The sequence below is a fragment of the Brevibacterium litoralis genome, from assembly GCF_040212315.1.
GTDB classification, from domain to species: Bacteria; Actinomycetota; Actinomycetes; order Actinomycetales; family Brevibacteriaceae; genus Brevibacterium; species Brevibacterium litoralis.
Genome location: NZ_JBDIUY010000010.1, coordinates 240,695 through 253,345 on the forward strand (window position 1 = coordinate 240,695; position 12,651 = coordinate 253,345).

The following is a 12,651-nucleotide window of genomic DNA, read 5'->3' on the forward strand; positions in this document are numbered from 1 at the left end:
TGGTCAGTCTGTTGGGGACACCCGTGACGCGGTACCCGCGTCGCTTGCCGCCCTTAGCATAGTCGGCGTGAGTGAGGCCCCGAGGAGCAGTGAGAGCGACGCCCCCGAGCGTCCGTGTGGTCGAGCGCGGAAGGACCGGCGGCGTAGGCGGCGCTCCCGCCGGGTCCTCCTCGGGGTCGGCGCCGTCCTCGTCCTCGCACTCGGCTACGGGATCGCGGACTCCTACGACCACGTGCCCGGCGTCCTCACCGTCTCCCCGGAGGTCGTGGCCGAGCCCGTGCCCCAGCCGCGGGCCACCGCCGGCTCCGCCTGGGCTGCCGACACCGACGACTCCCCGTCCGCCGAGGCGCCCCTCCCCACCGACATCACCGGCGTCCTCGACGGGCTGGTGGAGGATCCACGGTTCGCCGGTCCGCTCGGCGTCGAAGTGGCCGATGCGCTCACCGGTGACGTCCTCTACTCCCACCGGGCGGAGGCGACCCACACGCCCGCCTCGACGACGAAGGTGTTCACGGCGGGGGCGGCTCTGGCGGAACTCGGTGCCGACTCGACCCTGTCGACCCGCGCCCTCGTCTCCGGTGGGTGGGTGGCCGAGGGCTCCGACAACACCGAGGAGACGGGGACGACGAGCATTCCGGCTGTCCACCTCGTGGGCGGCGGTGACGTGCTGCTCGGGGCGGGCGCCTCGGACGCGGGGGCGGTGAACGGCCATGCCGGACTCGCCACCCTCGCGGCGGATACGGCGGCCGTGCTCGCCGAGCACGGCGAGGACACGGTCGAGGTCACGGTCGACGAGTCCCGCTGGGCGGGCCCCCGGTTCAATGCGGGGTGGGCGCGAGCGGACATCGGCAACGGGTACATCGCGCCGATGTCACCGCTCATGACGGACAGCGGGTACACCCCGGCCGAGGGTGACGAGGCCCGCACCACGACGCCCGCATGGGTCGCGGGCCAGGCTTTCGTACGTGCCCTCCGCGAGGCGGGTGTCACGGCGGACCTCGTGGGCTTCGGGGACGACCGCACCGCGAGCGCGGAGACCGCACCGGCCGGTGTTGTCGAGGTCGCCGTCGTCGAGTCGGCGCCGGTCTCCGCGCTCGTCCGCCACATGCTCCTGTACTCCGACAATGTCGTCGCCGAGGCGCTCGGCCGCGAGATCTCGCTCGCGCGGGGTGGCGACGGCAGTGCCGCCGATGCGCCGGTCGCCGTGCTCGCAGCCCTGGCCGATGCCGGGATCGATCCCGGCGCGACGACCTTGGAGGACACCTCCGGACTCGACTACGGCAATGCGATCGCCGCGCGTGACCTCGTCCGGGTGCTCACGACCGCCGCGACCGACACCGGAGATCTCTCCCGCCTGGTGCCCGGGCTGCCGGTCAGCGGCCTGTCCGGCAGTCTGTTCGAACGCTACGAGGACACGGACACCCGGGCGGCCGCCGGGGACGTCCGGGCCAAGACGGGCACGCTGAGCACCGTGAACTCCCTGGCCGGCACCGTGCTCACCGCCGACGGACGCCTGCTCGTCTTCGCGGTGCTCGCCGACGGTCAGACGCCCGGATCCGCCTGGTCCACCCGGGCGGCCATCGACGAGGCGATCGCGGGGCTCGCCTCCTGCGGATGTGGAGGGACCTGAGGATGGCACGCACGGACTCCCCACGACCCGGCCCCACGCTCGATGCCCGCCTGGTCGAGCGCACGGCCCGGGAACTCATGTCCGCGGGCCCCAAGCCGGGCACCGGCGAGGCGCTCGTCCTCGTCGAGGAGCTCCACCGGGCCGCGGAGACCTCGACCGACCTGGTCCTCGACGTCATGGACCTGCCCACCGACCACGCGGACCTCGTGCGCTCGCACGTCGCCCGGGGCAGCGTCCACGTGGTCGACCGACTGGGCTGGGTGCGCGCGAACGCACACATGTTCTCCGGGATCGTCCGGTTCCCCGCCGGGGGATCGCTACCGAGGCGCCTGGCGCTGCGGGCGGCGGCACGGACCGGTTCCGTCGAGCTCGGTGGGGGTCTCGCGGTGCTCGGGTCCCGGATCCTCGGGCAGTTCGACCCCTTCCTCGCCTCCTCGCACGCCGGGGTGGGGGAGGAGGACGCGCGGACCGGTCGTCTCCTCCTCGTCGCCCCGAACATCCTCGACCTCGAACGGGAACTGGAGGTCCGACCCCGGGACTTCCGCCTGTGGGTCGCCCTCCACGAGCGGACCCATCAGGTGCAGTTCGCCGCCTCCCCGTGGCTGGCCGGGGTTCTGCGGGGGCACATCTCCGCGCTGCTCGCCGACCCCTCCCGCCTCGTGGAACCCTCGGAGATCGGCGGTGACCCGCGGTTCGCCCAGCTCACCACGCTCATGAGCCTCCTCGAAGGACACGCGGACGTCGTCATGGACGCGGTCCCCACGAGTGCGATCCCCACCGGTGCGACGCTCCGGCGGTTGTTCGACGCCCGTCGGCGGGAGCCGGGGAGCGGGATCCGCAAGCTCCTGGGCACGCTCGTGGGCATCGACGAGAAGCTCGGGCAGTACTCCCGCGGGGCCGACTTCGTCCGTGCCGTCGTCGCCGCCCGGGGTCATGCCGGACTCCGCCCGATCTGGGACGACAAACGGATGATGCCGACGACCGCCGAACTCGCCCACCCCGAGGCCTGGCTCGCCCGGGTCCCTGCGGGTCGGGGGCGTCGGTGAACGGGCCGGATTCCCGCCGTCCGCGTCTGGACCGCGCGACCGCCGACATCCGGAGAGCGGTACGCGCGGCACTGCTCGACGACCCGGGTGACGCCCGGTACGTCGTGGGCGTCTCCGGCGGGGCCGATTCGCTCGCGCTCGCCGCCGCCTGTGCCTTCCTGCAGCGCGGTGGGGTGCCGGGGGACGGGCGGCGTCGTGCGCACAGCGGTGGGGTGCCGGGGACCGGGCGGCGTCAAGCACAGCGTACGGGCGCTGCGCGCTTCGTGGCCGTCACCGTCGACCACGGGATGCAGGCCGGCTCGGAGGCCGTCGCCCGGCGGGTGGGCGAGGTGCTGGAGCCGCTCGGGCTCGACCACCGGGTCGTGCCGGTGACCGTGGACCCGCAGGACCCCGCCGGTCCCGAGGCGGCCGCCCGGAACGCCCGGTACCGGGCGCTCGTCGCCGTGGCCCGGGAGGTCGGGGCGCGGACCGTGTTACTCGCCCACACGCTCGACGACCAGGCCGAGACCGTGCTGCTCGGTCTGGCCCGTGGTGCCGGGGTGCGGTCGCTGGCGGGGATGGCGCCGCGGCGACCGGCGGAGGTGGACGGTGGGACGGGTGCGGCACCCGGCGGGTCGGTCGACCTGGTGCGGCCCCTGCTCGGCCTCAGACGGGAGGACACCCGGGCGTCCTGCACGGCACAGGGCCTGGACGTCTGGGACGACCCCATGAACGACGACCCGACCTATGCCCGGGTGCGGGTCCGGAACACCGTCCTCCCGACCCTGGAAGCGGAGCTGGGACCCGGGATCGCACAGGCGCTCGCCCGCACCGCCGACCAGGCGGCGGCGGACTCGGTGTACCTGGAGACGGAGGCGGTCCGGGAGTGGCACGCGCTGGAGTCGGAATTACGGCGCCCATCGGAACTGCAGTGCTCCTCGGAAGCACAGCACCCCTCGGAACTGCAGGGCGCCTCGGCGGCGGGGGAAGGGGACGTCCTGCTCGTCCCGGCGGGGACGGCCCGGTTGCCGGAGGCCCTCCGGTGGCGGATCGTGCGGGACCGTCTGCGGCTGTGCGTGGGGACCGCGGAGGAGGTCGGCCACGGGCACGTCCGCGCCGTCGACGACCTGCTCGTGGGTGCGCGCGACGGGGCGGTCTCGGTGCCCGGTGGGGCGCGTGTGCGGCGCCGGGACGACGGCGGACTGCTGTACCACCGGGTGTCCGGTGGGCGGGATGCCCGGGTCCGCGCGGAGTGATCCGTCACAGCCGGTGGTCCGCGGCGGGCCTCGGTGTCCGTGCGCTGCGATAATGTGGGCACACGGATCCGGCGTGGGCCGAGCGCCGCGAGCTTGAGTCACCAACCGAGGAGCAGCAGTCGTGGACGAAAAAGACCTGGGGACCGACATCGATCGCGTCCTGGTCACCGAGGCACAGATCAAGCACCGCCTCACGGAGATGGCCGCGGAAATCGACCGCGACTACCGGGACAAGGACATCCTGCTCGTCGGTGTCCTCAAGGGCGCCGTCATGGTGATGGCGGACCTGGCCCGGGCGCTCCACTCGCACGTGGAGATGGACTGGATGGCTGTGTCGTCCTACGGGTCGGGTACCAAGTCCTCCGGTGTCGTGCGGATCCTCAAGGACCTCGACGCGGACATCAAGGACCGTGACGTCCTCATCGTCGAGGACATCATCGACTCCGGCCTCACGCTGTCCTGGCTGGTCAAGAACCTGAAGTCGCGGGGTGCCGCCTCGGTGGAGATCGCCACCCTGCTGAGCAAGCCCGAGGCCCACAAGGTCGAGATCGACGTGCGGTACGTGGGCTTCGACGTGCCCAACGAGTTCGTCATCGGCTACGGCCTCGACTTCGCGGAGAAGTACCGGAACCTCCCCTTCGTGGCCACGCTCGCGCCACACGTGTACAGCTGAACGACCACCTTTCTTCAGCCGGAATGTGTGGGGGACCCGAGTTCAGGGGTTCCCCACCTTTCTCGGATAGCCTCCCTCCGGCCCGATTCCGCACCCCGTCCTGAGAGGACCCATGGCAGAGACCAAAGACAGCCGACCGCGCATGACCAAGTGGGCGCGTGGGCCCCTCCTGTGGATCGTCCTCGCGATCCTGGTGGTGACCTTCGGTGCCCTGTGGTTCGGCGGGGGCGGCTTCCAGCGGGTCGACACCGAACAGGGCCTCGAACTGTTGGCCGACGGCAAGGTCGAGCAGGCCAAGATCGTCGACGGCGACCAGCGGGTCGACCTGGTGCTCACCGAGGACTACTCCGCCGACGGCCACGACTACGGTGACCGGGTCCAGTTCTTCTACGTCGAACCACGGGGTGAGGCGATCGTCGCGGCCGTCGACGCCGCGGCCCCGGAGAAGGGCTTCACCGACGAGATCGCGCAGCAGAACTGGTTCACCAGTCTGCTCATCAACCTGATCCCCTTCGTCATCATCTTCCTGGTGTTCTGGTTCCTGCTGTCCCGGATGGGTGGCGGCAAGGGCATCATGAACATCGGGAAGTCCAAGGCCAAGCTCGTCAACAAGGAGAACCCGGACGTCACGTTCACCGACGTCGCCGGTGTCGAGGAGGCCCTGGAGGAACTCGAGGAGATCAAGGACTTCCTGTCCGAACCGCAGAAGTTCCAGGACGTCGGGGCCAAGATCCCCAAGGGTGTGCTGCTCTACGGCGCCCCGGGTACCGGTAAGACGCTGCTCGCCAAGGCCGTGGCCGGCGAGGCCGGGGTGCCCTTCTACTCGATCTCCGGCTCCGACTTCGTCGAGATGTACGTGGGTGTCGGCGCCTCGCGCGTGCGTGACCTGTTCGACCAGGCCAAGCAGAACTCGCCGTGCATCATCTTCATCGACGAGATCGACGCGGTGGGACGCAAGCGTGGCTCCGGGATGGGCGGCGGCCACGACGAGCGCGAGCAGACGCTCAACCAGCTGCTCGTCGAGATGGACGGGTTCGACGCGACGACCAACATCATCCTCATCGCCGCGACCAACCGGCCGGACGTCCTGGACCCCGCCCTCCTGCGCCCCGGTCGGTTCGATCGGCAGGTGCAGGTCGAGGCCGCCGACCTCAAGGGCCGGACGCAGATCCTCGAGGTCCACGGCCGCAACAAGCCGTTGGCCGAGGACGTCGACCTGGCCGTCGTCGCCAAGCGAACCCCCGGCTTCTCCGGTGCGGACCTGGCGAACGTGCTCAACGAGGCCGCGCTGCTGACCGCCCGGCAGGGCAGGGACGTCATCACGAAGGACGCGATCTACGAGGCGATCGACCGTGTGATCGCGGGCCCCCAGAAGCGCACGCGTCTGATGAACGACAAGGAGCGGCTCACGACCGCCTACCACGAGGGCGGCCACGCCCTCGTCGCGGCGGCGATGAACGACACCGACCCCGTCACCAAGATCACCATCCTCCCGCGCGGCAAGGCGCTGGGCTTCACCGTCGTGATGCCGGAGGAGGACAAGTACTCGACGAGCCGCAACGAACTGCTCGACCAGCTGGCCTACGCGATGGGCGGACGGGCGGCCGAGGAGATCATCTTCCACGACCCCACCTCGGGCGCCTCGAACGACATCGAGAAGGCGACGAAGACGGCCCGGGCGATGGTCACCCAGTACGGCATGAGCGAGAAGCTCGGCATGGTGAAGATCGGCGAGTCCGATCCGGAGCCGATGGCCGGTGCCTACGGTCCCGTCGACCCGCACGCGGACTCGACCGTGCGGATCATCGACGAGGAGGTCCGCACCCTCATCGACGAGGCGCTGGCCGACGCCCACTGGGCCATCAACACGAACCGCGGGATCCTCGACCGACTGGCCCACGAGCTGTTGGAGAAGGAGACCCTCAACGAGCCGGAGCTGCGCGAGATCTTCGCCGAGGTCGTCAAGCGCCCGCGCCGTGACCTGTGGCTGGCCAGCGAGGACCGTCCGGTCTCCGACCAGCCGCCGATCGCCGTGCCCCCGCGTCTGTCGGAGAACGGGAACGGGACCGGCAACGGGAACGGATCCGGCTCGGGTGATGCCGGAGGCGTGCCGCAGCCGCCACGACCGGGGACGGCACCACAGCCCCCGCAGCCCGGTGTCCCGCCGCAGCCCCCGCAGCCCGGCGCGCAGTTCCCTCCGCCGCAGGGCCACCCGCAGCCGGGGGACCAGTTCCCGCCGGCACCCGGTGGGCAGAACCCGCCGGCGGGCCCCTACACCGGTCAGGGCCATTTGCCCGGCCACTCCGGCCCGGCGGGTACCCCCGACCAAGGGCGGGGAGAACCCCGGGGTCCGCAGGATCCGCAGGGTCCCCCGGACAAGCAGGGTCCGCGGCACTGACCCACGGGTGCCGGGATCGCTCGGTCCCCGCACCCCACACGAGACACGTCCGACAGTTCGAAAGGCAGACATCAGTGGTCGATCAGGAACGCATCGCGGCCGCCGTCCGGGAGATCCTCCTGGCCGTCGGTGAGGACCCCGACCGCGACGGTCTGCAGGACACCCCGGCGCGGGTGGCGCGCGCCTACGAGGAGATGTTCTCCGGTGTCGGGCGGGACGCCTCCGAGGTGCTCTCGACCACCTTCGACATCGGCCACGACGAGATGGTGCTGGTGCGCAACATCGAGATGTACTCGATGTGCGAACACCATCTCGTGCCCTTCCACGGGGCGGCGCACGTGGGCTACATCCCCGGCAAGGACGGCCGGGTGACCGGTCTGTCCAAGCTCGCCCGCCTCGTCGAGCTCTACGCCCGCAGGCCCCAGGTCCAGGAGCGTCTCACCGGCCAGATCGCCGACGCCCTCGTCGCGCACCTGGCACCCGGCGGCGTCATCGTCGTCGTCGAGGCCGAACACCTGTGCATGTCGATGCGCGGCGTGCAGAAGCCGGGTGCCTCGACGATCACCTCGGCCGTGCGCGGACAGTTGCGCGACGGTGCCTCCCGCGCCGAGGCGATGAGCCTCATCCTCGGGAGGTGACCGCCGTGACCGCGCCCGGTCCCGATCCCGTCCACCCCGTCCTGGCACCCGCCGACCGGACGCGGATCATGGGTGTCCTCAACGTCACGCCGGACTCCTTCTCCGACGGCGGTCTGTGGTTCGACACCGGGGACGCCGTCGCCCACGGCTTCGACCTGCTCGCTCAGGGTGCGGACATCGTCGACGTCGGTGGCGAGTCCACGCGACCGGGTTCCGTGCGGGTCGACGAGGCGGAGGAACTGCGCCGAGTCGTCCCCGTGACCCGGGAGCTCGCGGCGGCCGGGGTCGTCGTGAGCGTGGACACCATGCGTGCCTCCGTCGCCGAGGCCGCGATCGAGGCGGGTGCGGCGCTCATCAACGACGTGTCCGCCGGACAGATGGACTCCGACATGCTCGGCACCGCCGCCCGGACCGGTGCCCCGATCGTGCTCATGCACTGGCGGGGTCTGCTGGAGCGGGCCGACGCCTCCTACCACTACACGGACGTCGCCGCCGAGGTGCGCGCGGAACTCTCCCGGCGCGTCGAGGTTGCTGTCGAGGCGGGCGTGCGGCCGGCCCAGATCGTCCTCGACCCGGGTCCCGGGTTCTCCAAGAACGCCGGGCACAACTGGCAGTTGCTCGCCCACCTGGAGGAGTTCCTGGACCTGCCGTTCCCGTTCCTCGTCGCGGTCTCCCGGAAGAAGTTCCTCTCGACACTGCTCGCCCCGGGCCCGGACGCAGCGGCGTCCGTGGCCGACCGCGATTCCGCGACCGCCGCCGTCACGACTCTCGCCGCCCGGGCGGGTGCCTGGGCCGTGCGCGTGCACGAACCCCGGGCTTCCCGGATCGCCGCCGAGGTGGCCCGGGCCGTCACTTTCGCCGCGGCGTCCGACCGGGACGGAGAGACCGTCCCGCCGCCCGCGGACACGCACGTCTTCGGAAGGAACGACAGGTAGATGACCACCGACAGCATCCGCCTCACGGGTCTGCGCGCCCGGGGCCACCACGGGGTGTTCGAGCACGAGAAGACCGACGGTCAGGACTTCCTGATCGACGTCGTGCTCCACACCGATGTGTCCCCGGCCGCCGCGACGGACGACCTGGCGCACACCGTCGACTACGGGACCCTGGCCCAGGACGTCGTGGAGATCGTCGGGACCGGATCGCTCGATCTCATCGAGACGCTGGCCGAGCGGATCGCCGACCACTGTGTGACGCTGTGCCCCCACGTCGAGGTGACGGTCCACAAGCCGCAGGCCCCGATCCCGCACGCCTTCGCCGATGTCTCCGTCCACGTGGAACGCCGCCGGGAGTCCACTCCCGAGGCTCCGGTGGAGGGCACCTCGGGAACGGGTGCACGGCCGGGTGACGCGGCGGCGGACGCACAGGCCGTCATCGCCCTCGGGGCGAACCTGGGACACCCGGTGACGGCTCTCAAGGAGGCGGTCGCCGCTCTCGACCGGCACCCCCGGATCACGGTGACCGACGCGTCGAACGTGTACCGGACCGCCCCGGTCGGTGTCACCGACCAGCCGGACTTCCTCAACGCGGCCGTCTCGCTGCACACCGAGCTCTCCGCCCTCGAACTGCTGTCCGTCTGCCAGGGCATCGAGGTCGCCGCCGGACGGACCCGCGGTGTCCACTGGGGACCGCGGACGCTCGACCTCGACCTCGTGCGGTACACGCCGGGCGGGGGAGACCTGGACGATCCGGGCGCCCAGACGGTCATGGACACCGCGGTGCTGACGCTGCCGCACCCGCTGGCCGCCGCCCGTGCATTCGTCCTCGGGCCCTGGCGGGATCTGCGCCCCGCCGCCCGGCTGGTCTGGGATGATGGGAGTACGGGTCCGCGGGTCGTACCCATCGGGGAGGCCTTCGCCGCGGCCGAGGACCACGCGGGCCTCACCCCGACGGAGCTCACCCTCCGCTGATCCCGGCACGGATACGGGTGTATCGGTGACCCGGGCACGGCGCCGGGCATCCGACCGGCTTCGACAGGTGGCAGGAGGCGACATGAAACAGACGAGCACCGGGCTGGTGCTGGCCTGGGGCGTGATCGGCCTCGTCCTGTCCGTGGGGTTCCACTTCGTGTGGGAGTCGATGGGCCGTGTCCTCCCGGCCCTGCCGTGGACGGCGGTTCTCGGCATGCTCGTCCTGTCCCTCGTCCTCGTGCTGCTCGGGTGGCCGGTGAAGAAGTGGCGCGACGGTGACCGCTCGACGGAGATCGACCAGGTCCAGGCGGCCCGGACCGCGGTGCTCGCCAAGGCCGCACTGCTCGCCGGGTCCCTGCTCACCGGCTGGTACCTGGGCGCTGTCGTCCACCTGCTCGTGAGTGCGCCCGGTGTGCGGGTCGACGCGGCTCTCGTCGGGCTCGTGCCGGTCGGAGCGGCCGCGGTGCTCATGGTGACCGGTCTCGTCGTCGAGTCCTGGTGCACCCTCCCACCCGGCGACGGTCCCGCGGACGGCCGACGTGGCGGGCGGGGAGGCCCCGGCTCGGGCGCCCCCGAACCCGCCTGAGGGCGGACACGGGGCGCCACCGGCGTTCTCGTCGCTCGAAGTACCAACCCCACGTACTCCTTCGCTCCTCGGCCTTGGTGGCGCACCCGTCTCCGCCCTCAGGGGACCTGAGGGCGGAGACGGGTGCGAGCGGCGGATATCCCCCTCCCTTCCCTTCCGGTCAGCCGTCTAGGCTGGTGGCGGCCATCGTCCTGCCCACCGGGTGGGACGGACTCCGACCCCCGAGGTGACCGATCGTGACCGAGTCCGTGACCACCGAACCCGTCGAGCAGACACTCCGGATGCCCGAGTTCGTCCCGGTGAGCCCCAAGTACGTGTGGCTCGAACTCCTCGGGACCGCGATCGTCCTCGCCGTGGTCCTCGTCGGGCTCGTGGTCCTCAAGGCGTTCACCTGGAACAGCACCGTCACGTGGTGGATCGCCGGGATCGTGCTCGGACTCGTGGTCATCGACGTGGTGGTCACACTCATCGTCGTCCCCCGGCAGGCACGGGCCCTCGGCTACGCCGAACGCGAGGAGGACCTGCTCGTCCGACGCGGCATCCTGTTCCGGAAGATCACCGTCGTCCCCTACGGGCGTCTGCAGTACGTGGAGGTCGAGTCCGGCCCGATCGAACGCGGGTTCGGGCTGGCGACGGTCAAACTCCACACCGCCTCGGCGAACTCCGACGCCACCGTCAAGGGGATCCCCCGGGAGGACGCGGACCGTCTGCGTGACTCGCTGGCCGCCCGGGGCGAGTCCCGCCTCGCAGGGTTGTGAGCACGATGGACACGGACGACACCGTGGACACGCACGCCGGGGACCCCACCTGGCACCGCGTCCACCCGATGACGCCGTTCCTGCAGGCCTGGGTGGGCCTCGTCGCCGCGGTCGGTGGTATCGCCGCGGGATTCCAGAACACCATCCAGGGGCTCATCGAGGCCCTCGTCCGCGGTCGGCCCCTGAGCGAGGTCGAGGGGATCGGCTGGGTGGCCTCCCATTCCTGGGTCCTGCTCCTGATCCTCGGCGGCATCGTGGCCGTCGTCGTCCTCGTGGGTCTCGTCTCCTGGCTCAGCTGGCGGGCGCTCGGATACCGGGTGGACGACACGAACGTGTACCTGCGCCACGGCATCCTCACGAAGGAACACAAGCAGGCCCGAATGGACCGGGTGCAGTCCGTGGACGTCAACCAGCCCTTCGTGCCCCGCCTGCTCGGCTTTGCCGCCGTCACCTTCGACGTGGCCGGCGGCAAGGGAAGCTCCGTCGACATCCGGTTCCTCCGGAAGGCCCGGGCCGAGGAGCTCCGCGAGGAGATGCTCGGACTCGTCCGCGCCGCGAAGGTGGAGCGGACGGGAGACCCGTCCGCCCCCGCGGCACCGGAGGAGGGCACGGACGCCCGTCCCGGGCAGGGCTCCTCGGCAGCGGGTCTGTCCGGGGTCGTCGAGGAGACGGCCGAGACCGTGGCCGCCGACTTCGGCGCGACGATCCACGACCTCCTGGTTCCCTACGGGGTACGGATCCGGCCGGACGAGGACGGGCAGTTGGTGCGGGCGCCCGCCCACCGGGTGGTCCTCGCACGGGTGCTCAGCGAGGAGATGCTGGTGATGGCGTTCTTCGCGCTACTGGCCATCGGCGGCGTCATCACCCTCCTCGCCCTCGGGATGGTGGAGGTCGCGATCCCCGTCCTGTTCTCCGTCCTGTTCCCGCTCGGTGCCTTTACCTTCGGGTTTTTCAAGGGCGGGATCGACAACGCGAACTTCACGGTCCGGGTCACCGAGGACGGGCTGGCGGTGAGTCGGGGCCTCACGAGCACGGTGCGCCGGACGCTCCCGCTTGACCGGGTGCAGGCGGTGCGGATCCGTCAGCCCCTCCTGTGGCGGAAGGCCGACTGGTGGGAGGTCACCTTCAACACCGCCGGGGGTGGCGGCAACGAGGACGGCAGCGGCACCAGCGGCAACGACAACGTGCTGTTCCCGGTGGGCACGCGGGAGGAGGCCCTCACGCTCGCCGCGCTCGCGCTGCCGGACCCGGGACTCGACGCCGAGGCGGTCGAGGCGTCCTCCCTCTACTCCTCGGCCATGTACTGGACACGGTCGTCCGACCCGCACGCGTCCGCCGCCGAGGCGCTCTTCCGTCCGCATTCCCCACGCGCGCGGATCCTCGACTGGCTCACCTGGCGGCGCAACGGGTTCGTCGTCACCGACACGACGCTCGTGATCCGGGCCGGGCGGCTGACGCGCGAGGTCGTCGTCGTCCCGCACGCCCGGGTGCAGTCCATGGCGCTCCACGACGGGCCTCTCCGGCGGGCACTCGGGCTCGGTGACGTCCGCCTGCACTCGACCGCTGGGCCCGTGAATGCGCAGTTGAACCACCTCGACGCCGAGGTGGCCCGGGAGTTCTTCCTCACACATGCGGAGACCACCTGGGCTGCGCGGCACCGGATGGACGCGGGGACCGAACCCGCCCCGGCCGGGGTCCGCGCTCCCGCCTGACCGCTGCCGACCCCTCCTGGTCCCCGGTGCCATCGGTGCCGGGGCCGGTTCCGGGGTCGCCCGGC

11 protein-coding genes are annotated in these 12,651 nt (G+C 71.5%); all 11 read left to right on the plus strand.

Annotated elements, in window-relative coordinates:
- Positions 1–67: 67 nt before the first annotated feature.
- Complete coding sequence (dacB, locus tag AAD496_RS03160) at positions 68–1,630, plus strand: D-alanyl-D-alanine carboxypeptidase/D-alanyl-D-alanine endopeptidase (protein ID WP_349827180.1); 1,563 nt, start codon at positions 68–70, stop codon at positions 1,628–1,630.
- A gap of 2 nt (positions 1,631–1,632) precedes the next feature.
- A complete protein-coding gene (locus AAD496_RS03165) occupies positions 1,633–2,676 on the plus strand; it encodes a zinc-dependent metalloprotease (RefSeq protein WP_349827181.1) in 1,044 nt (347 codons plus the stop codon).
- Positions 2,673–3,911: a tRNA lysidine(34) synthetase TilS gene (tilS, locus tag AAD496_RS03170; protein WP_349827182.1), complete on the plus strand. Its 1,239-nt coding sequence runs from the start codon at positions 2,673–2,675 to the stop codon at positions 3,909–3,911. The genes AAD496_RS03165 and tilS overlap by 4 nt, the downstream gene beginning before the upstream one ends.
- A gap of 121 nt (positions 3,912–4,032) precedes the next feature.
- The gene (hpt, locus tag AAD496_RS03175; RefSeq protein WP_349827183.1) at positions 4,033–4,584 is read left to right on the plus strand and encodes a hypoxanthine phosphoribosyltransferase; all 552 of its coding nucleotides are present in this window, start codon (positions 4,033–4,035) and stop codon (positions 4,582–4,584) included.
- Between the two features lie 112 nt (positions 4,585–4,696).
- On the plus strand, positions 4,697–6,982 hold the full coding sequence (ftsH, locus tag AAD496_RS03180) for an ATP-dependent zinc metalloprotease FtsH (protein ID WP_349827184.1): 2,286 nt from the start codon (positions 4,697–4,699) through the stop codon (positions 6,980–6,982).
- Between the two features lie 74 nt (positions 6,983–7,056).
- Positions 7,057–7,620: a GTP cyclohydrolase I FolE gene (folE, locus tag AAD496_RS03185; protein WP_349827185.1), complete on the plus strand. Its 564-nt coding sequence runs from the start codon at positions 7,057–7,059 to the stop codon at positions 7,618–7,620.
- A 68-nt stretch (positions 7,621–7,688) separates the two neighbouring features.
- A complete protein-coding gene (gene folP, locus AAD496_RS03190; protein WP_349827252.1) occupies positions 7,689–8,555 on the plus strand; it encodes a dihydropteroate synthase in 867 nt (288 codons plus the stop codon).
- On the plus strand, positions 8,556–9,530 hold the full coding sequence (folK, locus tag AAD496_RS03195; protein ID WP_349827186.1) for a 2-amino-4-hydroxy-6-hydroxymethyldihydropteridine diphosphokinase: 975 nt from the start codon (positions 8,556–8,558) through the stop codon (positions 9,528–9,530).
- Positions 9,531–9,612: 82 nt separating this feature from the next.
- The gene (locus tag AAD496_RS03200; RefSeq protein ID WP_349827187.1) at positions 9,613–10,116 is read left to right on the plus strand and encodes a DUF3180 domain-containing protein; all 504 of its coding nucleotides are present in this window, start codon (positions 9,613–9,615) and stop codon (positions 10,114–10,116) included.
- A 236-nt stretch (positions 10,117–10,352) separates the two neighbouring features.
- A complete protein-coding gene (locus AAD496_RS03205; protein WP_349827188.1) occupies positions 10,353–10,874 on the plus strand; it encodes a PH domain-containing protein in 522 nt (173 codons plus the stop codon).
- A gap of 5 nt (positions 10,875–10,879) precedes the next feature.
- Positions 10,880–12,586: a PH domain-containing protein gene (locus AAD496_RS03210; RefSeq protein WP_349827189.1), complete on the plus strand. Its 1,707-nt coding sequence runs from the start codon at positions 10,880–10,882 to the stop codon at positions 12,584–12,586.
- Positions 12,587–12,651: the final 65 nt, after the last annotated feature.